The sequence below is a fragment of the Pseudomonas putida genome, from assembly GCA_041071465.1.
GTDB classification, from domain to species: Bacteria; Pseudomonadota; Gammaproteobacteria; order Pseudomonadales; family Pseudomonadaceae; genus Aquipseudomonas; species Aquipseudomonas putida_P.
In genome coordinates this window covers 5,595,029-5,617,220 of sequence record CP163498.1, presented here as the reverse complement: position 1 = coordinate 5,617,220, position 22,192 = coordinate 5,595,029, and the positions used below count along the sequence as shown (strand labels likewise).

The 22,192-nt window shown below is 59.3% G+C and carries 20 protein-coding genes and 2 pseudogenes; 14 read left to right on the top strand and 8 right to left on the bottom strand.

What is annotated here, in order from left to right:
* Positions 1–4: 4 nt before the first annotated feature.
* Complete coding sequence (locus AB5975_25835; protein ID XDR19863.1) at positions 5–1,414, bottom strand: diguanylate cyclase; 1,410 nt, start codon at positions 1,412–1,414, stop codon at positions 5–7.
* 723 nt (positions 1,415–2,137) lie between these two features.
* On the opposite strand from AB5975_25835, the gene AB5975_25830 reads away from it, so the two are divergent.
* From AB5975_25830 to AB5975_25785, 10 genes and pseudogenes are all read left to right on the top strand, one after another.
* A complete protein-coding gene (locus AB5975_25830) occupies positions 2,138–3,004 on the top strand; it encodes a pirin family protein (GenBank protein ID XDR19862.1) in 867 nt (288 codons plus the stop codon).
* 115 nt (positions 3,005–3,119) lie between these two features.
* Positions 3,120–3,809 (top strand): hydrolase, encoded by a 690-nt coding sequence (locus AB5975_25825; protein ID XDR19861.1) that lies wholly within the window; start codon positions 3,120–3,122, stop codon positions 3,807–3,809.
* A 29-nt stretch (positions 3,810–3,838) separates the two neighbouring features.
* Positions 3,839–4,465 (top strand): isochorismate family cysteine hydrolase YcaC, encoded by a 627-nt coding sequence (gene ycaC / locus AB5975_25820; protein ID XDR19860.1) that lies wholly within the window; start codon positions 3,839–3,841, stop codon positions 4,463–4,465.
* Between the two features lie 72 nt (positions 4,466–4,537).
* Positions 4,538–4,945, top strand: a complete 408-nt coding sequence (locus AB5975_25815) for an OsmC family protein (GenBank protein ID XDR19859.1) — start codon at positions 4,538–4,540, stop codon at positions 4,943–4,945.
* Positions 4,946–4,990: 45 nt separating this feature from the next.
* Positions 4,991–5,932 carry a pirin family protein gene (locus tag AB5975_25810; GenBank protein ID XDR19858.1) on the top strand — a complete coding sequence of 314 codons (942 nt, stop codon included), beginning with the start codon at positions 4,991–4,993 and terminating at the stop codon, positions 5,930–5,932.
* 2 nt (positions 5,933–5,934) lie between these two features.
* A complete protein-coding gene (locus AB5975_25805) occupies positions 5,935–7,359 on the top strand; it encodes an OprD family porin (protein ID XDR19857.1) in 1,425 nt (474 codons plus the stop codon).
* Between the two features lie 8 nt (positions 7,360–7,367).
* On the top strand, positions 7,368–9,521 hold the full coding sequence (locus AB5975_25800; GenBank protein XDR19856.1) for an FUSC family protein: 2,154 nt from the start codon (positions 7,368–7,370) through the stop codon (positions 9,519–9,521).
* Positions 9,511–9,717: a DUF1656 domain-containing protein gene (locus tag AB5975_25795; protein ID XDR19855.1), complete on the top strand. Its 207-nt coding sequence runs from the start codon at positions 9,511–9,513 to the stop codon at positions 9,715–9,717. Before AB5975_25800 ends, AB5975_25795 begins: the two co-directional genes overlap by 11 nt.
* Positions 9,718–9,719: 2 nt before the next feature.
* Positions 9,720–10,666, top strand: a pseudogene (locus tag AB5975_25790) (HlyD family secretion protein).
* Between the two features lie 6 nt (positions 10,667–10,672).
* Complete coding sequence (locus tag AB5975_25785) at positions 10,673–11,581, top strand: LysR substrate-binding domain-containing protein (GenBank protein XDR19854.1); 909 nt, start codon at positions 10,673–10,675, stop codon at positions 11,579–11,581.
* 172 nt (positions 11,582–11,753) lie between these two features.
* On the opposite strand, the gene AB5975_25780 is transcribed toward AB5975_25785, so the two are convergent.
* Positions 11,754–11,993 (bottom strand): hypothetical protein, encoded by a 240-nt coding sequence (locus AB5975_25780; GenBank protein XDR19853.1) that lies wholly within the window; start codon positions 11,991–11,993, stop codon positions 11,754–11,756.
* Between the two features lie 443 nt (positions 11,994–12,436).
* Here AB5975_25780 and AB5975_25775 point away from each other — a divergent pair, with 443 nt between their 5' ends.
* Positions 12,437–13,312 (top strand): hypothetical protein, encoded by an 876-nt coding sequence (locus AB5975_25775; GenBank protein XDR19852.1) that lies wholly within the window; start codon positions 12,437–12,439, stop codon positions 13,310–13,312.
* 275 nt (positions 13,313–13,587) lie between these two features.
* Here the strand turns inward: AB5975_25775 and AB5975_25770 are convergent, their stop codons facing one another.
* The 3 genes from AB5975_25770 to AB5975_25760 form a co-directional block, all read right to left on the bottom strand.
* Positions 13,588–13,995: an ACT domain-containing protein gene (locus tag AB5975_25770; protein XDR19851.1), complete on the bottom strand. Its 408-nt coding sequence runs from the start codon at positions 13,993–13,995 to the stop codon at positions 13,588–13,590.
* 266 nt (positions 13,996–14,261) lie between these two features.
* On the bottom strand, positions 14,262–14,621 hold the full coding sequence (locus AB5975_25765) for a cupin domain-containing protein (protein ID XDR19850.1): 360 nt from the start codon (positions 14,619–14,621) through the stop codon (positions 14,262–14,264).
* Positions 14,618–15,226 (bottom strand): N-acetyltransferase family protein, encoded by a 609-nt coding sequence (locus AB5975_25760; protein XDR19849.1) that lies wholly within the window; start codon positions 15,224–15,226, stop codon positions 14,618–14,620. Before AB5975_25760 ends, AB5975_25765 begins: the two co-directional genes overlap by 4 nt.
* A gap of 268 nt (positions 15,227–15,494) precedes the next feature.
* Between AB5975_25760 and AB5975_25755 the strand changes: the two are divergent.
* A pseudogene (locus AB5975_25755) lies at positions 15,495–15,859 on the top strand (EamA family transporter).
* 8 nt (positions 15,860–15,867) lie between these two features.
* Here AB5975_25755 and AB5975_25750 read toward each other — a convergent pair.
* Positions 15,868–17,337 carry an aldehyde dehydrogenase family protein gene (locus tag AB5975_25750; GenBank protein ID XDR19848.1) on the bottom strand — a complete coding sequence of 490 codons (1,470 nt, stop codon included), beginning with the start codon at positions 17,335–17,337 and terminating at the stop codon, positions 15,868–15,870.
* Between the two features lie 202 nt (positions 17,338–17,539).
* Between AB5975_25750 and AB5975_25745 the strand changes: the two genes are divergently transcribed.
* Together AB5975_25745 and AB5975_25740 are read left to right on the top strand one after the other, a co-directional pair.
* A complete protein-coding gene (locus AB5975_25745; GenBank protein XDR19847.1) occupies positions 17,540–18,289 on the top strand; it encodes a class II aldolase and adducin N-terminal domain-containing protein in 750 nt (249 codons plus the stop codon).
* Positions 18,290–18,344: 55 nt separating this feature from the next.
* Positions 18,345–19,292 (top strand): choline ABC transporter substrate-binding protein, encoded by a 948-nt coding sequence (locus AB5975_25740; protein XDR19846.1) that lies wholly within the window; start codon positions 18,345–18,347, stop codon positions 19,290–19,292.
* 71 nt (positions 19,293–19,363) lie between these two features.
* Here AB5975_25740 and AB5975_25735 read toward each other — a convergent pair whose 3' ends face one another.
* Both AB5975_25735 and AB5975_25730 read right to left on the bottom strand, forming a co-directional pair.
* A complete protein-coding gene (locus tag AB5975_25735) occupies positions 19,364–20,413 on the bottom strand; it encodes a GlxA family transcriptional regulator (GenBank protein XDR19845.1) in 1,050 nt (349 codons plus the stop codon).
* Positions 20,414–20,524: 111 nt separating this feature from the next.
* Positions 20,525–22,186, bottom strand: coding sequence for a choline dehydrogenase (locus tag AB5975_25730; GenBank protein XDR19844.1), 1,662 nt, complete (start codon positions 22,184–22,186; stop codon positions 20,525–20,527).
* Positions 22,187–22,192: the final 6 nt, after the last annotated feature.

Here is a 22,192-nt window from a genome sequence, read left to right as displayed (position 1 = left end):
TCAACTAACAGTTGTCCGCATGCCGTATAGGAGCGATTACTATCCGATTTTTGCCCCTTTTTTTTGCTTGATACATTGCGTCGTCAGCCTGGGCTAAAAGCTGATGCGTGTGCATTCCGTGCGTGTCGTAGAAGGCAGTCCCGACACTGACTGAAATTGAAGCTTTCTGACCTTCAAAGCAGAAGTCTATTTTTGCCTCGTTTAGGATGCGGTTCAAAATAACATCGGCTTCGTGCTCATGGTTCAGGTTGCCTAGAATTAATACAAACTCATCTCCTCCGACGCGCGCAAATGTGTCGGAGTTGCGAAGGCAGTGCTGTATGCGCGAGGATACCTCAACTAAAACTTTATCTCCAGTGGCGTGCCCGAAGGTGTCATTAATTTTTTTTAGCCCATCCAAGTCTAAGTATGATATCGCGACCTTTCTTCGAGTTCGATTTGCGTCGTCGGTGGCCAGTTCTAGTCGTTCCATGAGTAAACGGCGATTCGGTAGTCCAGTTAGTGCGTCGTAAAGGGCGATGTCTTTAAGTTCTTTTCTCTGTAGGGCGAGCTCTATGCCCATGTAGGCTGACCAAGCTATGAAGCTACAAATGAGTAGTGCTAGACAGATTGCAAGAAATAGTTTTCTATATCCTAGTTGGTTTATGCGCGCCAGTCTTAGCGTTAATGATGTACCCATTATCTCTCTTTCAATTGAGCGCTGTTGCTCGTCGGGCGCTATGTCGGAGCTGGGTAAGACTTCTAGCTTTCCGGTGATCGGATTTGTTCCAGATATCTCATGGTGATATCCTCTCTGTTTTACGGCTTTCAGATCAAAATCAAGGAAGGAGTTGGTTAAGCTAATGGCAACAACTGTCAGCCCCCAAAATGTTTTATCTTCAGGGTGCTTTCCGATGTAGATCGGTAGGATGCCAATTGCCCCCAAAGACCCATTACCTAGACGTATTGGTCCTTTGAATGTCACTTTGTCTTGAGGTAATTTCAACAGTTCCAAATCGTAGCGATATCCATTGAATAGGCTGGCCAAGTCGCCATTACCAACCAGGAGTGGGCGTGACGCAGGTGCAACCGAGTCAATAGTGCCATTCGGCGCTAGTGCAAGGGCGTAAAGATGTTCGTCATGAGGGACTATGTATTTAGCTAATTCTTGAAAATCGTCAAGTCTGCCTTGGTGGTGTCGGACGGCGGCACCGAGACCGTACGCCGCATTCAATGAGTGGCTAAGGGAGCGTTCAAGCGCATGAGCCAGTTGGTCAGCGGCTTCGTGCGCTTTACCGGTACGTATTTGTCTATAAGAGTCTTCGAGTGCAAATACAATCGTGAGGGCTGTCAGAAATGAGAGGATGAACGCTATAAGAGGAAGAGTCAGTTTAGGCTTAATGGTTGTCCTTGCTATTGTCCCTGGCATGCTCATAAAAAAATCCTATTATTTAATCGAATACTGCTGAGCTGTAGCGCAAAAGGGTGGCTGTTTGAGGTTTGGCGTGAGGCGTAAGGGTGTGGCTGCTGATAGCACGCAAACTGCTAACAGCTAGGTATCATTCCATCAAAAAAGCATCCACTCATACGGATATATCAGGACTTTGTAATAATCAACAAATTAGTTGGCGATGTCGCTTTTTTGTAAGAAGCGTGTCGTGCGGAGGCTCTACCCTGGGCGATGGTGCTGAACATCCCCAACTCAAAAATAGCCGATGCCATGACTAAGAATTAATCGCAGTTGGCTTTGGGCTCTGGCTATTGTGGATGCTGCTGTGGTCATCAGCTATGGCACATGCCGCCCGGTAGAAACGATGTTACTAGAGGCGGCTGGGCGACCATCGGTATCGCGCAGCCCCTGCCAAAATGCTCCAAGCCGGCCTCTCGTACATTTACTCCGAATACCGTCTAGTAGCCTAGGCGATTCTCTTTGTCCAAGATGGCCTAGGTCGCGCATCGCCGACGCGAGATCGACTGCTTGCACTACGCGGGGATAGAGCCCTATGGGATGTATGTTCGAGAGGGATTAGCATTTGCCGCTCACGATCGCGTGTCAGTGTTCATGCAATAGAACGCTGAGATCCATTTTTAGCCCTATCGCTGACGGTGTGGTGTGACTAGCTTTAGCGCCTACCGTCGTCGCGGCAGAGGCTGAGCCATGAATAAGATTCTGGGTGTATACACAAGCGCCAGTCCGCATTGGGTTGGGGACGGTTTCCCGGTGCGCACGCTGTTTTCCTACAGCAACCAAGGGAAGCATATTAGTCCGTTTCTCTTGTTGGACTACGCCGGGCCTCAGGACTTCACTCCAACCGATCAGCGTCGAGGCGTAGGGCAGCACCCTCATCGCGGCTTTGAAACTGTCACGATCGTTTACCAGGGTGAGCTGGAACATCGGGACTCGACAGGCGCAGGTGGGCGTATTGGCCCAGGTGATGTGCAATGGATGACAGCTGCAGCAGGCATCCTGCATGAGGAATTTCACGCTGAAACCTTCAGCCGGGTGGGCGGCACGCTGGAAATGGTGCAGTTGTGGGTCAACTTACCCGCTCACGACAAAATGTCATTGCCGCGGTATCAGACCCTACTTGACCACACCATCCCTGCCATTCCATTGAATCGAGGAGCGGGAACGCTTCGCCTGATCGCCGGTGCGTTCGATGGTCGGCAAGGACCAGCGCTCACCTTCACACCCATTGATGTATGGGACATACGACTCAAACGTGACAGGTCGCTCAAATTGCCACTCTCCAAGGGGCGCAACGTCATTCTGGTGGTGTTGCAAGGCACCTTGCAGGTGAACGGTGACCAGATCGTGCGCGAATCTCAGACAGTGCTGTTTGACCGCATGGGCGATCGGCTGCTGCTGGTAGCGAACGATGATGCCCATGTCCTGTTGTTGAGCGGGGAACCCATCGATGAGCCAATCGCTGGCTATGGGCCTTTCGTGATGAACAGTGAAGCTGAAATCCAGCAGGCGATTCAAGACCTCCAGGCGGGGCGTTTCGGAGTGCTGAACGACTAGCGGTGACGGTGCATCCGTGATGTTCACCTAATCTGATTATCCCCACGAGGGATATGTGGATACGTTCTGCCCTGATTGGCAGGACGGCCTTAAACCCGTGAAAGAGGAACGCATCATGAGCAACTTTGGACAAATCGCCAATCTCAACGGTCAGGTCCCACGGATTGACCCTGACAAGGCCGCGATGCTGTTGATCGATCATCAAAGCGGATTGTTCCAGACGGTTAAGGACATGCCCATGACCGAGCTGCGGGCCAATGCCATCACCCTGGCGAAGATCGCCAGCCTGGCCAAGATCCCGGTGATCACCACTGCCTCTGTTCCACAGGGCCCCAATGGCCCGTTGATCCCTGAAATCCACGAAGCCGCGCCTCATGCCCAGTACGTCGCCCGCAAAGGTGAAATCAATGCCTGGGACAACGCTGAATTCGTTGCCGCTGTTGAAAAAACCGGCCGCAAGCAACTGATCATCGCCGGCACGATCACAAGTGTCTGTATGGCTTTCCCCAGCATCAGCGCCGTGGCGGCCGGCTATCAGGTGTTTGCGGTAATCGATGCATCAGGCACCTACTCCAAGATGGCCCAGGAGATCACCTTGGCGCGCATCGTCCAGGCCGGCGTGGTGCCGATGGACACCGCCGCCGTGTGTTCCGAAGTACAGCAAACCTGGAACCGGCCGGACGCCGCCCAGTGGGCCGAGGCCTACAGCGCGGTGTTCCCCCACTATCAACTCCTGATCGAGAGCTACATGAAGGCTCAGGCGGTGGTGAGCAACCACGAGCAATTGGATTCCGAACGTAAGTAACTTTTTCTACTTCAGAAAGGAACACAACCATGGCTTTCCAATACAAGCGTCTTGACAAGAACAACGCCGCTGTTCTGTTGGTCGATCACCAGACTGGCCTGCTCTCACTGGTACGGGACATCGAGCCTGACCGTTTCAAGAACAATGTGCTTGCCCTGTCGGATCTCGCCAAGTACTTCAAGCTGCCGACCATCCTCACCACGAGCTTCGAGAATGGTCCCAACGGCCCGCTGGTGCCCGAGCTCAAGGAGCAGTTCCCAGATGCGCCTTACATCGCTCGCCCAGGCAATATCAATGCCTGGGACAACGAGGACTTTGTCAAGGCGGTGAAAGCGACCGGCAAAAAGCAACTGATTATCGCCGGCGTGGTGACCGAAGTATGCGTGGCCTTCCCGGCGTTGTCTGCCTTGGAGGAGGGCTTCGATGTCTTCGTGGTCACCGATGCCTCCGGCACCTTCAACGAACTGACCCGCGATTCGGCCTGGCGGCGGATGGAAGCTGCCGGTGCCCAGCTGATGACCTGGTTCGGCGTAGCCTGCGAGTTGCACCGTGACTGGCGCAACGACATCGAAGGCCTGGGCGCGTTGTTCTCCAACCATATCCCGGATTACCGCAACCTGATGACTAGCTTCAGCTTGCTGAACACTTCCAAGTAAGCCCACATCGAGGAGCCGTATCGTGGTGTATGGCTCCTCGAACCGTTGAATTAGTTCAGTATAGGCGTCTCAATGAAAGAGCTCTCCGTCCGCGCATCCTCTACAAGCGCGGCATTCCAGGTCATCTTGACCGATGATCAGCACCACTGGAGTAGCGATGTTCCCGAAGCATTAGGTGGAGGGGGCACCGCACCGACGCCTCACCAACTGCTGCTGTCGTCTTTGGGGGCATGCACGTCCATCACGGTCGCCATGTACGCGCAGCGAAAAGAGATGCCGCTGACGTCCATCGAGGTGAATCTGAGCATCCTGCACGAGCGGCTTGGCAACGATGCCCAGCTCCAGATTTCCCGGGATATTCGTTTGTGTGGCTCACTGAGCGATGAGCAGCGTGCTCGCTTGCTGGATATCGCCAACGCTTGCCCTATTCACAAGGTGCTCAGTGGTGAAATCACCATTGCCAGCACATTGATCGAGTGAGCATGTGTGCCATGAGCGCAAGGCTCCATCGTCGGGTACAAAAAAATGAGTACACACGAAACCCATAGCGAGCTCTCCTCGTCGCACGACTGTCCGATCATTGGCGGTGTGCGGGCGATTCAATGGATCTCGGCGCGAAGTGCCGAGGTCGGCGGTGGTATCCCGGTGAGTCGATTGCTGCCTTCGCGACACCGACGGATGATCGGCGCATGGTGCTTCCTCGACCATGCAGGCCCGGCGGTGTTCAAGTACGACAACGGTTTGCGAGTGGGACCACACCCGCATATTGGTTTGCAAACCTTCACCTGGATGATCGAGGGCGAGGTGCTTCACCGTGACAGCCTGGGCAATACACAGGTGATCCGACCTGGCCAGGTGAATTTGATGACCGCGGGCTACGGAATTACCCATACCGAGGAGTCCTTGCCAGGCCAAGAGCAGTTACACGCCGTCCAGCTGTGGATCGCCTTGCCATCGTCCGCAAGCGACCGCCCGGCAGCCTTCACGCACTATGGTGATTTGCCTCGGTGGCACGTCGACGATTTCGACCTGACCCTGCTGGCCGGAGTTTTTGAACATCATCATGCGCCTGCATGCATCTACTCGCCCCTGATGGGGATAGATCTGGTCGCCGGTGACGCCGCGCGCACTCGCATCAAACTTGATAAAGGGTTCGAATACGGGATCTTGCCCTTGGAGGGCCAGTGGCGAGTCAACAGCGAGGATTTCGGCGCCAACGAACTCGCCTACTTGGGGTGTGGCCTGGACCCGCTCGAGCTGCAAGCTTCCCCTGGAGCTCGCGCCATTCTGGTCGGTGGCCGACCATTTGAGGAGGAGATCTTCCTGTGGTGGAACTACGTCGGGCACACCAAGGAAGCGATCATTCAGGCCCCGCGTGAGTGGGAGGATGGCAGCATCAGGTTCGGTGATGTCACCGGGTTCGACGGCGCGCGTCTGACAGCGCCCACAATTCCTTGGCGAGCTTGAAAATGAGCGCCGCAGTGACTCATCGGTACCTGCTGCTGTGCAATTGGGCGGTTGGCGTGCTGTTGTGTTCGCCCGCCGAGGCCGACAATGCCTTGGGGCAGAAGGACAACATCTTCACTGGCGTCAACGAGCGACAGGCTGTCGAACTGGGCATTGCGCCGGGCTTGATCGAGGGGGCGCGACTGGATGCACTGGCCAGGAATTACTACTTCCAGCGCGACAATCACTCCGACCTGGTCACTCGGGACCCGACTGAATGGGCACAAGGTTTTCTGTTCTCGTTCAGGTCCGGTTTTACCGATACACCGGTTGGCGTGGGTGTGGATGCCCATGGCTTCCTGGGGCTCAAACTCGACGGTGGTGATGGCAGTGGAGGCGCTGGCTTACTTCCGCTGGATGCGTCCCTCAAACCTGAGTCCGAGTTCGCCAGCGCGGGCGCGGCCCTCAAACTCAGGTATCTCGACACCTTGGTCAAAGCAGGTGACCAACTGATCGAGAACCCGATTGTAGCCAGTGGAACGAGTCGCCTGTTCCCACAGGCCTACCGTGGCGTGACGCTGAAGAACTACAGCGTTGAGAACCTGTGGCTGGATGCGGGGTTTGTGGAATCCACCCGACTGCGTAACCAGAGTGGTCATTCCCACCTGGTCACGGCCTATGGCGCGCGCAACAACGCTGGTGTCGCCGCGGACCGCGAAAGCCCGCACATTGGCTGGGTGGGCGCTGCCTATAGCCGACCCGACGGGTTGCAGCTCACCGTCTATGGCGGCCAGCTAGAAGACATGTGGAATCAGTATTACCTAGGGTTGTCGGAAACCTTCCAGATGAATGACGTACTCGTGCTCAAACCCTACCTGCACTATTACAAGACACGGGATCAAGGGCGTAGTCAGTTGGGTGACATCGACAACGACACCTATAGTGTCGGCATTTCAGCGACAGCATATGGTCAGACCCTCACCCTTGGGCTGCAGAAGGTCGATAGTAGAACCCCGTTCGATTACATCACGCAAAACGACCGGATCTTCTTGTACCTGAGCAATTCGCAGCAGTTCGCCGACTTCAACGGCCCTGGAGAAAAATCCTGGCGCTTGCAGTATGAAACCAATCTGGCGGCGCTCGGCGCGCCTTCTCTACAGTTCATCGCGACCTATACACGCGGCGAGGCGGACCTGACCCGGGTGGACCCCAGTAGCATCGGCTATGGCTACATCTACAACCCCGATGGCAAGCACGCCAAGCATTGGGAGCGGGACCTGGCGTTCAAGTATCAGGTGCCTTCAGGCCCGGCCAAGGACCTGTCGCTGACTGTGCGCTGGGCCACGCACCGAGAGGGCGGCGGCTATACTGCGCCAGGCAATACTCGTGGCAACTCCAGCGCGGATGAGTACCGGCTGATCGTCGATTATCCGATCAGCGTGTTTTGAGGCGCCCGATGGCTCCGTTGATCTCTTATTTAAAAATGGCCTTGAACCCTGGCCGCAGGGTGCTGTTTTTCGCCTTGCGCACCATTTTCGCCGGCTTGTTGTGTCTGTACCTGGCGTTCATTTTCGATCTGGAACAGCCGAAGTGGGCGCTGATGACTGTGATCATCATCAGTCTGCCGCTGGCCGGCATGACTCTCAAACGCAGCTTTGCCCAAGTGGTGGGAACAATGGTGGGGGCGGCGGTGGCAGTGGCGATCATGGCACTGTTCCCCCAGGCACCGATGCCTTTCATCGTCTGCCTTGCCCTGTGGCTGGCCTTCTGTACGGCAGGGGGGACCCTGCTGCGTTATACCGACTCGCATGCGTTCGTCCTGAGCGGATTTACCGCTGTGGTGGTGGCGATGCTGGCGGTCCCGGAGCCGGACGGCATCCTCATGCTGGCTATCACACGGCTGACCGAGACCCTTCTCGCGGTGGCCTGCGTCGCGGTGGTCAGCCTGTTGACGGCGCGCCCCCAGGCCGTGGCGCAGGGGTATTTCAGCAAGGTCGACAGTTTGGTCAAGCTGATCGCCCAGCATGCCGCCGAAGTGGTCCGGACCGAGGAGGACGATGCAGCGTTCAATAGGCGCCAGGCTCAACTGATCGCCGAAGTTAGCGCGTTGGAAGGCCTACGTCGGCATCTTTATTTCGATGCCCCGCACTTGCGCAGCGCTGACGGGCTGGTGCAGTTGCTGGCCAACCAGCTGGTGTTGTTGGTGTCGCGCCTGCAGGTATTGCGTCAGCAGCGTGCGCTGATCAAGCAGCATTGGCAAGGGCCGCTGCCGTCGGATATCCAGCTGTTGCGCGAGGCAGAACTCGACAGCCTGGATGCGCTTGCACTTGACGGTGTAGCACTGTCGGCCTCGCGTCGCGAGGCGATCCGCAGGTTGCACCAACGCTTCGACGAAGCCGCCGACCGTGTCGAGTACCTCAACGAGCCATTGTCGCCGCCTATGCGCCCGCTGGCCTGGGCTTTGCGTTGGGAGCAGGCACGCTTACTGGAACAGTTGGACGAACTGATCGAGCTCAACGAAGCGATTCAACAGGGGCGGATGGCCAGTTGCCCCCAGGTGCAAGGGGAGGTCAGCGCTCTGCATCTGGACTTTCGCCTGGCCGGCATGAATGCGGTGCGGGCGTTCCTGGCGCTGTTGCTCTCCGGCTGGCTGTGGATCGAGACGGCTTGGGATGGTGCGCGTTCAGGCGTGATCCTGATGGGCGTCATGTGCTCGCTGATGGCGACGTTACCCCGGCCCTTGCTAGCCAGTCAGAACTACAACCGTGGCTTGCTGGTGGCGATGGTGTTGTCAGCGGTCTACCAGTTCGCCCTGCTGCCGCTCTTCACCGATTTCGAAATGCTCGCATTGTGCCTGATACCACTGCTCTACCTGGCCGCCGTAGGCCTGGCAAGCCCCATGACCGCAGGCATCGGCATGGGTATCGGGCTGATCGGGTTATTGATGATCGGCCCACAAAATGTCGGCACTTACCACAATACGGCCATCCAGTGGTTCGAGTTCGCTGGCGGGTACGCGGCCGCCGGTGTGCTGGCCATGGTGGTGTTCGCTCTGGTGTTTCCATTCAACCCGCAAAAGCGCATGGCCCGGCTGTTCAGCTTGAGCCGCGAGGACGTCTACCAACTGGTGACCGCGCCTTCCAGCTTGGTGCGTCAGTTCGATTTCGAGAGCCGTATGCTGGATCGGCTATCGGCGATGATCGGTGTGCTGCCGGCCACCAGCGATGCTCGTTCCCGGGCGTTGTTCGAGTGCGCTCTGGTGTGCCCCGTGCTGGCGACTGTGTTGGTACAAGCACATGCTCAGTGCACCACCAGCGAGGTGTTGCCGGAATACACGAAGTCGCGTTTGCGCCTAGTGTTGCAGGAGATGGCGGAGGTGATCGGTGCTCGCCGGCAGGTGGACGTCGATGCTTTGCTGCGAGCGTCGGATGAACTGGGTGAGGCCTTGGATGCATTGCACCAGAGACATTCTGATGCTGGGAGGGAGGCTCTGCGTCGGTTGTTCATCTTACGGGTCGCGTTGGCAATCGCCGGCCAGTTGCTGCGGCGCTACCGAGTGGTCCTGGCGCCGAGGGCCGCGCCAAAAGAGGAGGGCGTTTATGCCCATTGATTTTGAGTTCGGCGGTGTTTATCTGCCGCCGATTGCCCAGGCGTTGTTGCTGGCGTTGCCATTGTTCCTGATCGCGGATGCCGTGTTGCGTCGGGCTGGCGTGCTGGCGCTGGTGTGGCACCCAGCCCTGTTTCAGGGGGCTCTGTATGCCACTATCTGCGCGGTGCTGGTGTTGTCGATGGGAGTGAGTCTGTAAAGATGACTGCGTCGAAACCTGTTCTTTCCAAGGCCTTGACCCTGGTGGTCCTTGCGCTTGCGTTGGTACTGGGCTGGTTTGCCTGGGACTGCTCTACCCGTGCGCCCTGGACACGTGATGCACGGGTGCGAGCAGATGTGGTGACCCTGTCAGCCGAGGTCACGGGTCGCATCATCGACCTGCCGGTGCACGACAACCAGTTCGTCCGCCAGGGCGATCTGCTGCTGCAGATCGATCCTGCTCGCTATGAGCTGGCCGTACTGCATGCCGAACGTGCCGTCGAGGTGGCGCGCGCCGCCCTAGGCCAGTCCCAGGCGTCCATCGTCGCCAACGAGGCCCTGCTCAAGCAGCGTCGCAGCGAGGAGCAGCGGCGGCGCAAGTTGCAATCGCTGTCAGCGATCTCCGCCGAGGAATGGGAGAAATCCAGCACTGACGTGGCGGTGGCCCAAGCTGAGCTGCTGCGTGAGCAGTCCAATCTCGGCCTGGCTCAGGCCAATGTGCAACTTGCCGACGCCACCTTGAAACAAGCGCGGTTCGACCTCGAGCGAACTCGGATCAGTGCCCCGGTCAGCGGCTATGTAACCAACCTGCTGACACGTCAGGGGACTTCGCTCAACCGGGGACTCCGCTGTTGGCCTTGGTGGACAGCTCCTCGTTCCACGTCAGTGGCTATTTTGAAGAAACAAAGTTGCCTAAGATCAAGGTGGGCAGCCGCGCGCGTATCGCCTTGATGAGTGGTGAGGTGATGGAGGGCACGGTGGAGAGCATCGCTTACGCCATCACCGATCGCGAGAACCAGCCGGGTAACCGGTTGCTGGCCAACGTCAACCCCAGCTACACCTGGGTAAAGCTAGCCCAGCGGATCCCCGTGCGCCTTCGCCTCGAGCGCAGCGCTGATGCGCCACCGTTGCGAGCTGGCACCACAGCGACAGTCACCATTCTGGAATGAAGCTGCATGTTCGATCTGAATGATTTGTATCTTTATACCAAGGTTGTCGAACACGGGGGCTTTGCTTCGGCGGGTAGGATACTTGGCCTGCCAAAATCGCGTTTGAGTCGGCGTGTAAGCAAGCTCGAAGAGCGGTTGGGGGTGCGACTGATTCAGCGCTCCACTCGTCAGTTCACGGTCACCGAACTGGGGCTTGAATATTACAAGCACTGCGTCTCGATGATGGACCGAGCTTTGGCCGCAGAAGATGCAGTCGAGCGCAGCAGGGGGCTACCCAGTGGAGTCATTCGTCTGGCATGCAATACATCACTGTTAGATACGCATTTGGCACCGATGTTGGCACGCTTCATCGCTGAATGCCCGGTGGTGGAGTTGGTGGTCAAGAGCTTTAACCGACGGGTGGATGTCATCGGTGAGGGCTTCGACTTGGTCCTGAGCTTGCATCATCGTCCGCTTGAAAGCAGCGAACTGGTGATGCGCACGCTCGCCGAGAGCCGCCAGTGTCTGGTGGCCACGCCACACTTGCTCGCCGGTCTCGTTCATCCGCTGTTGCCAGCGGACCTCTTCGAGCTCCCGAGCCTTGGCTGGGGGATCAGTGCTCAGGAGTACACTTGGGACCTGGACGGGCCGGACGGCATCGCAACATCTATTCGCTTCCGGCCCCGACTGGTGTCGGACGACTTGGCCGTACTACACGAGGGCGCGTTGGCTGGGGTCGGGGTGGTGGTGTTGCCAGAAGAATTGGTACGTGCCGATCTGGCTAGCGGACGGCTGGTTCATGTATTGGAGCGCTGGAGTCCGCAAAAATTTGAGATCGTAGCCCTGTTTCCGTCGCGACGCGGTCTGATGCCAGCGGTGCGCAAGTTGATCGACTTTCTGGTAAATGAATTCCAAAGTACAACGCGCACGTCATGAATCAGGCGCTCATACTTGAGCACATTGCGGGTGCTGGTATCGTAGTGCTCGCTGAACGACCGCTTTGGGTCGGAAGCGGTCATTCGCGACGGGCTGCATTCGCCCCATAGCAAACTGTGCAGAAGCAGGGCCTAGTCATTTTTCTGACCCCGAGCTGTGTGAGCAATGGTGATCAGAAGGATGTGCGTACTCGCTGCCACTCCTTCCAGCACTCCTCTGGGACGATGTCTCTATAACCCCGCTCTTTCTCCATCGCGAAGGCGACACTGAACGGCACTGCCGTCGCGGTTGCATGATCACGAATTTCAAGCACCTCACGCTCGCTGAGTACTGAGCCTTTACGATCCTCTGCCGCCTTTAACAGTACAACAAGCGCCGGTACGAAAACGAGACATAGCGGGTCTGTAGACAATGGTTAGCCCCTAGCGGAAAAGTAATCCGTACTCCTAGTTGCAGCTTATAGGCCTGAGCGAGCACAGGCAAAGCTCAAGCCCACCTTTGCTGCTTCAGACATTCGCGGCGATCAACTACAGGTCTAAGCCGCCGGTGCGGGCGGTCGCTGTCGACCCAAAGCTGCCGCTCATAGAGGGCAGCTTTCGTCCAGAAGCGGATATCCACGCAGAAGCCATGGAGACCGTCCAAGCCTGATTGTATCTCGTGAGCAAGAAATGCTTCTCGCTCGCCATGGAGCGCGGCAACTCGGGTTGCAACTCCATCTGGGGAACCGAATTCATTTTAGCTGACAAGCACCAACAACTCGCAGTAATGAGCCCGATCAAGCAGACTTACGCCAAAGAAGCATCTTCAAATCTCAACATGTACGGTCGATTTTTAGATTGGGGAAATAACTAGAGGATGGAAGAAGTGCTAAAGGGAAGAGACGTAATTGACGCATTCAAGTCTGACATAGAGGGGTTCTTCTACCCTACGGCAGGCTTTGTAATGAATATCTCTGTGCAAGGCACGCGCACAGCATATAGAGGCAGTGCAGACAGTGGAGGCATCCTGATCAGCACTGACCTCGCGGAATGTGAGGTCGACAGCCTAGAGAGGATGATGTTTATACTCCTGGTTCTGGGCCACGAGACAGCACACCTACTCAACGTGCATGGCGGATTTCGAGATGAGTCCAACCAAGACACCAAGGCTCTTGAAGTATGGGCAGACTTCTTCGGCACTAAGGTAGCCATGGTGGCAATGACGATTGGCGACAGGATACAAGACATGGTGACCGGGTTGCCCGGCGGGAAGGAGACGGGTGCGCGCGTGGAGGCGATTGGCGCGGCAATCGGCCTATTAGGAACGACGTATTTCGAGACCGGAAGTACCCGATATGAGCCCGCACCTGTTCGTGTGGCGACTTGTGTTGCGGGCGTCATGTCTGCACTGGACACATTTTGGTCGTTGAATGGTATCCCGCGCAACGTAGGGCGTTCGATGTCGCTGCAACTGCGGCTGTATAAGTCGCCCGCAATGCGCTTGATGCTCAGCAAAGTGGAAGGTACGGGCGTTCCTGAGCGCGGTCAGTTCCCGACCATTCGACGAATTCATCAGCACATCCAGAGCGACAGAACCTCCATAACAGTGGGCATGCTCCCTATCCCATCGGCTTGGCTGCACACTAACTATGAGGGAAGCGAGCAGGAGCGTATGGCGGAAGCAGAACGGCAGCTGGATAAGCTGAAGGAAGAGCTCGCTAAACTTGGGCTGGATCTGCCTGAGGACTGGTAGGAACGCTACTGTTCGAAAACCTTGACTTATCATATGGGGGACTACCCTTTTGATGCAGTTCGACATTAGCGGCGCTGGGGCCAGTCAATAGGTCGACGTATAACCAGACCGCGCGCTCGCGTCAGAGACTGGCACACATTCCAGCCGACACGCATGTGGATGTCCGCTTAGGGTCGATTGCGGCCACTCGCGACCGTCTGCCTTCGATCCAAGGCGGGCGCTCACCATTGGCACATTTCGCCAATAGGCAGACTTGAAGCATCTTGGCTAGGGGGCTAACTGGATTCGCCTGCGCGAGATAAAGCTTGGAGGACATCGATGGCTTTAGCGGCATCATCCTTGGCCACGAAAATGTGATCATGGTAGAACGCGGCGATCACGTTGCAACTGATGCCAGCCTTTCCGAGTGCGGTCGCGAATGCGGCCGTCAAACCCACCGCATCAAGCGCTGAGTGGATCGTGAGCGTGATCCAAGCCGCCACAAAATTGTACTCAAGGCCCAGTGCATCAGCGCGTTCGCGCTCAATGATGACAGTGAAGCCTTCTTTTTCGCGGAATGTACCAAGTACATCGGTACCCAGAAGCGCGGACGCGTCCGGCACTGTGCAGAATACAAAGTCGCCTTCATTGAGGACTGGGCTCATGCCGCGGAGCAGGGCTGAGATGGATTTTTCGCCTGACATAGGGTTACTCCCGCTTGAAAGGCAGTAGTGTGCATTTCAGCGGGTCATTAGTTTAATCAATTCTACTCATTATCGATTAGTTCTACTTATGCAAGATCCCGCCCAAGTCACCTTTCGTTCACCAGGCTAGACCAGGTCTGCCAGACGCGAGTGGCGCCATGCAGTAGAGGGCTGTTGTAGCCTCCTGTGTAGAGCATTCGAGCGCCGCCAGTAGGCAAGCATGCAAACTGTCCTTGCGCTGCGCTCGATGAAACGCAACCCCGTGCCTAGTTCGTGGGCAAGAGGATCACGAAGTTCTTTTTCATATCTTCCAGCACGGTCCATTTCCCCTTGGCGCCCGGCTCGATAATGAACGTGTCCCCAGCGGCCAGTGTGAGGGGGGCGCAACCTTCAAGTTCAATGACGCAGCATCCACTCAGGACATGGCAGAACTCCCAAACTTTGTAGTCGATGCGCCACGCTCCGGTGCTGGCTTCCCATTCTCCAGAAATGCGACCTTGCTGTTCATCGTGATAGTACTTGGACGTCAGCGTATGAGGGGTGCCTTCCACGACCTCTTCAAAAAAAGGCAGGTCGCGCACCGGTTGGATATCCAGTTCGCGGAACACGGTCAGTTTCTTGTTCATGGTTTTTTCTCGAGCACGTTGTGGGTAGGGCGATACATCAAATAGGCTTCGCCGGTTACGCTCAGCATGGGGTGCGGAACGATCTGGCAGGTTTTAACAATTTGAAAACCGTGACGTTCATAGAAGCGGCGTGCACCGTGGTTTTCTGCATAATCGATCAGGCATAGCCCATCCAGGCCAGCGTCGTCGGCGCGCTGCTGGGCGTGGCGAAGAAACTGGACGCCCAGCCCCTGGCTGCGCCAGGCCTCATCTAACGCCAGGCTGGATATGTATAAGGTGGCGGGTATTTCCATGTCGGAATAAGGCGCGAGGACCGGGTCTGTCTCGACAGGCCTGTCAGGGGTCTCGCGCAAGGCATAGCTATGCATCATGCCGATGACGCGCCCTTCGAAAGTGGCCATCAAGCAGTTCTTGTAGGAAAAGTCACCCTGTTCCCTGGCATAGCGAGACGCACCGACACTCAGCAATGCTTCTCCTGGCACGGCAAGCTTGCTCCATATGTAATCGGCCATGCCCTCCGATGTCAGTTGAAAGAAGCGCGCAATATCGTGCGCGTCCGCGGCTTGAGCGGGTCTGAATTCGATAGACATGTACGGTGCTCCCATGGGATCGGGTAGTTCGTTTTCAAGGATTACGCCTTTGACAGGGTGGCAGGGTAGGCGGGTTTAACGGTTCCCATCATGCTCTGGGCGAACACCGTCAGCATGGTGTGCGACGCTATCCCACGATCAAAGGCTCGTGGCCGTCTAATGGCTCAAGCCTGGGAAATCGATCGATCAGTTGCCGGAGGTGGTGAGGCGAGAAGCAGGGCAACGTGTACTTCCATGGCGGGATGGCAGGATTCAGCGCGGGTTTGCCTCCTAGTGGGGGCGTCTAGGAGCCGCACTGGCTATCGCTGGAATTTCGGTAATCTTCGGTGGCGACCTGCAGCCGGTTTTAGCCTGCAAGGTGCTGCGCTCACCTCCATTGCCGGCACCGGCTATGGGGCCTTTTCGGTTGCCATGAAACGTATGGAGGTATCGGGAGGGCTGCACTTCACCCGGCTGTTGTTGCTCTTTGGCAGCCTGTATCTGCTGATGCCGGCTGCCGCCGAACGTTTCGTGATCGGCGAGTTGTCGCCGCTGCTGGCGCTGGCTACGCTGCCGACAATCCTCGGTTTATTCTGCACCACCAAGGCCATCGAGTACCTTAAGCCATCCCACGTCCAAGCGTTGGAGCTTACGGAGCCACTGTTCGCCAGAAGTCGTCATGTGAACCAGTTCAACGCCCGAGGCTCGCAATTGAGTAGCACGTGTTTGAGTTCACTGAATTCCTCCAGGCCCGTCGCCGATAGCTCGCGGCCGATGCCGCTGGCCTTGAAACCACCCCAGGGCGCCTGGGGAAATGCCAGGTTGTAATCGTTCACCCACAGTGTCCCAACCCGCAGCCGCCGGGCCATGCGATTGGCGCAGCCCAGGTCGCCGGTCCAGACCCCGGCCGCCAGGCCATAGGGCGTATCGTTGGCCAACCGCACGGCATGTGCCTCGTCGGTGAAGCGTTCGACGGTGATTACCGGGCCGAAAATTTCTTCGCGAGCAATGCGCATGTCGGCCTGCACGTCACTGAGCAGGGTAGGGCGTAACCAGAACCCCTTTTCCAGGTGCGCATCCGTGGGGCGCTGGCCGCCGGCGCGCAGGCGAGCGCCTTCGCCTTGTGCCGCCTGGATCAGCGACAGCACGCGATTCCGCTGGGCCGCCGATATCAGAGGCCCCATACGCGTGCGGCTGTCGAAGCCATCGCCGAGAACAATAGCGTCGATGCGTTCGACCAGGCGCGCGACGAAGCGATCATGCACGGAGGCTTGCAACAGCAGGCGCGAGCCGGCCGAGCACACCTGCCCTGCGTTGAAGAACACGGCGTTGAGCGCCTGGTCCAGGGCCACGTCGAGGTCGGCATCAGCAAACACGATATTTGGGTTTTTGCCACCGAGCTCCAGCGCCAGGCGCTTGAAGTTGCCACTGGCGGCCTGCATCACCTTGGCACCGGCTTGGGCGCCACCGGTGAACGACACCATGTCCACCCGGTCGCTGAGCGCCATGTGGTGGCCTACGGTGCCATCGCCGCAGACCAGGTTGAACACCCCGGCTGGCAGCGCCAGGGCGGCCAGCAAAGCCGTCAGGTGCAAGGCACTTAGCGGCGTCAGTTCGCTGGGCTTGAGAATCACCGTGTTGCCCGCAGCCAAGGCGGGGGCGAGCTTCCAGGCGGTTTGCAGCAGAGGGTAGTTCCACGGCACGATCAACGCGCAGACACCTACCGGCTCATGGCGTGTGACGCTGATGACGTGGTCGGGGGCATGCGGGTGAGCGCGATCGGTGCGCGCTTCAAGCAGCCCTGCGTAGTAGCGGAAGGTGGCCACCACGCAGGCCATATCGGCCTCGCTCTCGCACAGGGTCTTGCCGGTGTTGAGGGTTTCCAGGCGCGCCAGTTGCGCGGCATCGGCTTCGATGGCTGCCGCGATGCGCAGCAGCCAGGCGCTGCGCTCACTCGGTGGCAACTGCGGCCAAGGGCCGTGGTCGAAGGCGTGACGGGCGGCGTCGATCGCGGCGTCGACATCCTGGGCGCCGGCTTCTGGCGCCAAGGCCAGCAAGGACTCGTTGGCGGGGTTGAGGATTTCCCGATAGCGGCCGCTGTGTGGCTCACGCCATTGCCCTGCGATGAATAGCGATTGATGGGACACACTGAGTCTCCTGGCTTGCCTATGTATGGGCACACCATAGACAGGCAGCAGGGTGCGAACTTGACGAAATACGACAGGCCAGTGCTGCGCTCGTTCGCGACAAGGCAGGTCGCATCGCATCAAGTCAAAAGCGTCGCCATCCCTAGACTCGAAGGGTATGAACGCGCCCCCGAGGGGCGCGCCTGCCGCCCGAGGAGCTGCCATGCACAACTCATCCATCGCTGTTCTAGACGCCCATGCCCAGGCCCGCGTCGAGCTCGCCTGCGCATTTCGCTGGACCGCCCGCCTAGGGATGCACGAGGCGATTGCCAACCATTTCAGCCTGGCTGTTTCCGAGGATGGCCGGCGTTTTCTGATCAATCCCTATGGCCGGCATTTTTCCAGGATCCGCGCCAGCGACTTGCTGCTGCTCGATGCCGACGACCCCTCGGCGTTGCAGCGCCCCGGGGCGCCGGACATCACTGCCTGGGCCCTGCATGGCGCCTTGCACCGGCGGCATCCGCATGCGCGCTGCATCCTGCATGTGCATTCGAAGTACGCCACCGCCTTGGCCTGTTTGGCCGACTCGCGCCTGCCACCGATCGAGCAGAACGCCATGCGCTTCTTCGAGCGCGTGGCCATCGACGAGGGGTTCGACGGCATGGGGCTGGGGGATGAAGCCGAGCGGGTAAGCCGCCAGTTGGGCGACAAGCCGATTCTGCTGATGGGCAACCACGGTGTGCTGGTGGCGGCCCCAAGCGTGGCCCAGGCCTTCGACGACCTCTACTACTTCGAGCGGGCCTGCGAGCTTTACCTCACCGCGCTTGCCAGCGGCCGCCCTCTGCGTATCGCCAGCGATGCCGTGGCGCGCAAGACAGCCCGGCAATGGCTTGATTATCCGGATTTCGCCGCCCGCCATTTCGCTGCGCTGCAGGAAATCCTCGATGAGCAGGAGCCGGACTATCGCAGCTGAGTGCATACGCCCGTGCATTGTCACGCCCACCCTGAACCGTTCTGGAGTCGCTCGCATGCCAAAGAAAACCTCAGTGCCCGTGCTTGCCGCATCGCTGCTCGTCGCGTCCATCGCCACCGCCCAGGCCAGTGACCCCGCTGCCTGCCAGACAGTCAACTTCGCGGAGGTCGGCTGGGCTGACATCGCCGCCACCACTGGGCTCGCGACTACCGTCTTGCAAGGCCTGGGTTACAAGACCAAGACCCAGATGCTGTCGATCCCGATGGCGTACCAGGCCATGGAAATGAAGAGCATCGACGTCTACCTTGGCGCCTGGATGCCGTCGATGGCGGCAATTTCCACGCCTTTTCTGGAAAAAGGCAGCGTCGAGCGGGTACGCACCAACCTGACCGGTGCCAAATACACCCTGGCCGTGCCGGACTATGCCTACGAGGCCGGGCTCAAGCGCTTCGAGGACATCGCCCGGTTCAAGGACGAGTTGCAAGGGCGCATCTACGGCATCGAGGCCGGCAATGATGGCAACCAGATCATCCAGGGCCTGATCGACAAGGACAGCTATGGCCTCAAGGGTTTCCGCCTGGTCGACTCAAGCGAGGCCGGCATGCTGGTGGAAGTACGCCGGGCGGTGCGCTCGAAAAAGCCGATCGTGTTCCTGGGGTGGGAGCCGCACCCAATGAACAGCCAGCTGTCGATGCGTTATCTGAGTGGTGGCGACGCTGAGTTCGGCCCGAACTACGGGGCTGCAGTGGTCGACACCCATACGCGCAAAGGCTTCGGCCAGGAATGCCCGAACGTAGGTGCGTTATTGTCTCGGATGGCGTTTGAGCTGGGGATGGAAAGCCAGATCATGGGGGCCATTCTCAACGACAAACAAAAGCCTGCGCTGGCATCACGGGAGTGGCTCAAGCGCAACCCACAGGTGCTGGAGAACTGGCTGGCGGGGGTGACGACGTTCGATGGCCAGCCAGGGGCATCGGCGGTGCGCAGTTACCTTGGGCTTTAACCTATGGCCCTGGGGCGCTTTGCGCCCCAGGGCGGCGATGCATCTGTGCAAGCCCGCGCAATGCACCGAGATCAGATCGCCAACGGTTGCCGGTCATGCCCCAACGGCTGGCGCATGACCGGGGCGCTCAAACTCTGCGAACGGTCGTTGCTCGGTGCACAGCCGAATTTGGCGCGGTAGGCGCGGGAGAAGTGTTCCAGCGAGCCGAAACCTGCACTGGCTGCAACCTGGGCAACGCTCATGCGGGTTTGCTGCAACAGGTTGTGGGCGCGTGCCAGGCGCAGGCTGAGGTAGTACTTCAGCGGCGTAAGGCCGGTGTGCTGCATGAACTGGCGCTCCAGTTGGCGACGCGACAGTGCCACACGCTCGGCGATGGCCTCGCAGCTCAGCGGTTCTTCCAGGTGCTGTTCCATCAACTCGATGGCCCGCCCCATCTTGCCGGCCTGGGCATGCAGGTTGCGGCGATAGCCTTCGGCTTGCTGGACCTGCGGCTCGCGTACCTGCTCGATGAGCATGTGCATGGCCACTTCGCGTGCCAGGTTGCCACCGGCCAGCCGGTCCAGCCAGCTGAGCACCATGTCCAGCACGGCAGTGGCGCCTGCGCAGGTCAGGCGCTTGCGGCCCAACGAGTAGAGCTGCGCGCAGGCTTGCACCCTAGGGTAGCTTTCCTGGAAACCTTGCAGGTTGTCCCAATGGACGGCGGCCGGGTGGCCGTCGAGCACACCTGCCGCAGCCAGCAGCTCGGTGCCGGTTTCGATCCCTACCATGACTGCGCCGAAGGCCGCCTGGCGCTTGATCCAGGCCTTGAGGGCCGGGTTGCGCGCGTGGCGGTGCACATCGAAGCTGGCGATCACCACGCAGGCATCGAATTCGCTGTGCTCGCCGATGCCCGCCTGGGCACCGGCGAGCAGGCCGTTGCTGGCGGGCACCGGCTGGCCGTCTACCGAGAGCAGGGTCCACTGGAACAGGTTGCACTGGGCCAGCCAGTTGGCGATCGAAAGCGGCTCGATCAGCGAGGCCAGGCCGAAGTTGGAAAACGAAGGCAGCAACAGGATGCCGATGCGCAGCGGAGGGCTGGCAGGGCCCTGCCACTGAAGGTCAAGGGTTTCGGATCGTTTCATGGTTGCACCAGGCTCGGCAATGGGCGCCGGCTGCATTGGCCGGCACCTCGTTCACAGGAAAGGCCCGCTGCGCCTATGCAAGCGCAGTGGGCCGGCTTTGGCAAGTACCCCTCAACGCTGGCATTCGCGCCAGCGTGGGTGAACCCACACAGGTGCATCGCTTGCGGTAAGCGCGGTGAGGCCACGGATCAGGTCGCTGGCCTTCTCGGCGATCATCACCGTGGGCGCGTTGGTGTTGCCGCTGACGATCTGCGGCATGATCGAGGCATCGACCACCCGCAGCCCGCGCAGACCGTGCACGCGCAATTGTGGGTCGACCACTGCTTCGGGGTCGCTGGGCGGGCCCATCTTGCAGGTGCCGCTGGCGTGGTAGCCAGTCTCGGTGATGCGTCGCGCCCAAGCGTCGAGCTGCGCATCGCTCACCTGGTCGGCACCGGGTACCAGCTCGTCACCGGCATAGGCGCGCATGGCCGGCTGGGCGAGGATCTCGCGTACCAGGCGGGCGCCTGCACGCATGTCGGCGCGGTCGCGCTCGGTGGTCAGGTAGTTGAAGAGGATGCGCGGCGCCAGGTGCGGATCGGTGCTGACCAGGCTGACGCTGCCCAGGCTGGTGGGGCGCATCAGGTCGATGTGCACCTGGAAGGCGTGCTCGGGCACCAGGTCTACGCTGCCTGGCTGGACCGCCAGCGGCATGAACGTCAGTTGCAAGTCGGGAAACTCCACCCCGGCCCGCGAGCGAATGAACGCGCCCGCCTCGAAATGGTTGCTCGCCGCCAGGCCATCGTGGCTGGCGAACCAGCGCGCGCCGATCAGCCATTTGCCTGGTGCACGCGTCCAGGGGTAGAGCGACACCGGCTGCTTGCAGCGATACTGAACGACGGTATCGGGGTGATCGTTCAGGCGCTGGCCTACTCCCGGCAGGTCGCGTACCAGGGGGATGCCCAGGCGCCGCAGATGCTGGGCCGGGCCGACGCCAGAAAGCATCAGCAGTTGCGGTGAGTTGATGGCGCCAGCACTCAGTAGCACCTCTTGGCGCACACGCACCTGGTGCACCACGCCGTCCATTTCGAACTCCACCCCGTAGGCTTGTTCGCCGTCGAAGAGAATCCGCCGGCTCAGCGCCGAGGTGGCGATGGTGACGTTGCCGCCTTTGAGTGCTTCAGCCAGGTAGCCGCGCGCGGTGCTCCAGCGCTTGCCGTCGCGGGTGGTGCGGTCGACCGGGCCAAAGCCTTCCTGGCGGTGGCCATTGAGGTCGCTGCTCACGCCATAGCCGGCTTGCTGGCCGGCCTCGATGAAGGCCTGGCACAGTGGCGGCGAGGTATCGCCTGGTGTGACGTGAAGCAGCCCGGTTGCGCCGCGGTAGGTGTTGGCGCCGTCCCGATGGTTTTGCGCCCGCATGAAGTAGGGCAGCACCTCCCGATAGCTCCAGCCTTCGCAGCCTTGTGCAGCCCAGCCGTCGTAGTCGCGGGCATGGCCACGAATGTAGACCATGCCGTTGATCGACGACGAGCCGCCCAGGGTGCGCCCGCGTGGTGTGCCGATGCGTCGGCCGTCCAGGCCCGGCTCCGGTTCGCTGGTGTAGCTCCAGTTGAAGCGGGTGCCGCCTACCACGATGCCCACTGCCGAGGGCATGTCGATGGTCCAGCTGGCGTCCGGCGGGCCGGACTCCAGCACCAGGATGCGCAGGGCCGGGTTCTCTCCCAAGCGCTTGGCCAGCACGCAGCCGGCCGAGCCGGCACCAATGATCACATAGTCGTATTCATGCCCGAGCATAAAGGC

What these genes read in the sequence shown, in the direction of transcription:
- AB5975_25835 (XDR19863.1), bottom strand. Translation starts at nt 1,414, where the DNA reads ATGAGCATGCCAGGGACAATAGCAAGGACAACCATTAAGCCTAAACTG.
- AB5975_25830 (XDR19862.1), top strand. Translation starts at nt 2,138, where the DNA reads ATGAATAAGATTCTGGGTGTATACACAAGCGCCAGTCCGCATTGGGTT.
- AB5975_25825 (XDR19861.1), top strand. Translation starts at nt 3,120, where the DNA reads ATGAGCAACTTTGGACAAATCGCCAATCTCAACGGTCAGGTCCCACGG.
- ycaC (XDR19860.1), top strand. Translation starts at nt 3,839, where the DNA reads ATGGCTTTCCAATACAAGCGTCTTGACAAGAACAACGCCGCTGTTCTG.
- AB5975_25815 (XDR19859.1), top strand. Translation starts at nt 4,538, where the DNA reads ATGAAAGAGCTCTCCGTCCGCGCATCCTCTACAAGCGCGGCATTCCAG.
- AB5975_25810 (XDR19858.1), top strand. Translation starts at nt 4,991, where the DNA reads ATGAGTACACACGAAACCCATAGCGAGCTCTCCTCGTCGCACGACTGT.
- AB5975_25805 (XDR19857.1), top strand. Translation starts at nt 5,935, where the DNA reads ATGAGCGCCGCAGTGACTCATCGGTACCTGCTGCTGTGCAATTGGGCG.
- AB5975_25800 (XDR19856.1), top strand. Translation starts at nt 7,368, where the DNA reads ATGGCTCCGTTGATCTCTTATTTAAAAATGGCCTTGAACCCTGGCCGC.
- AB5975_25795 (XDR19855.1), top strand. Translation starts at nt 9,511, where the DNA reads ATGCCCATTGATTTTGAGTTCGGCGGTGTTTATCTGCCGCCGATTGCC.
- AB5975_25785 (XDR19854.1), top strand. Translation starts at nt 10,673, where the DNA reads ATGTTCGATCTGAATGATTTGTATCTTTATACCAAGGTTGTCGAACAC.
- AB5975_25775 (XDR19852.1), top strand. Translation starts at nt 12,437, where the DNA reads ATGGAAGAAGTGCTAAAGGGAAGAGACGTAATTGACGCATTCAAGTCT.
- AB5975_25770 (XDR19851.1), bottom strand. Translation starts at nt 13,995, where the DNA reads ATGTCAGGCGAAAAATCCATCTCAGCCCTGCTCCGCGGCATGAGCCCA.
- AB5975_25765 (XDR19850.1), bottom strand. Translation starts at nt 14,621, where the DNA reads ATGAACAAGAAACTGACCGTGTTCCGCGAACTGGATATCCAACCGGTG.
- AB5975_25760 (XDR19849.1), bottom strand. Translation starts at nt 15,226, where the DNA reads ATGGGAGCACCGTACATGTCTATCGAATTCAGACCCGCTCAAGCCGCG.
- AB5975_25745 (XDR19847.1), top strand. Translation starts at nt 17,540, where the DNA reads ATGCACAACTCATCCATCGCTGTTCTAGACGCCCATGCCCAGGCCCGC.
- AB5975_25740 (XDR19846.1), top strand. Translation starts at nt 18,345, where the DNA reads ATGCCAAAGAAAACCTCAGTGCCCGTGCTTGCCGCATCGCTGCTCGTC.
- AB5975_25735 (XDR19845.1), bottom strand. Translation starts at nt 20,413, where the DNA reads ATGAAACGATCCGAAACCCTTGACCTTCAGTGGCAGGGCCCTGCCAGC.
- AB5975_25730 (XDR19844.1), bottom strand. Translation starts at nt 22,186, where the DNA reads ATGCTCGGGCATGAATACGACTATGTGATCATTGGTGCCGGCTCGGCC.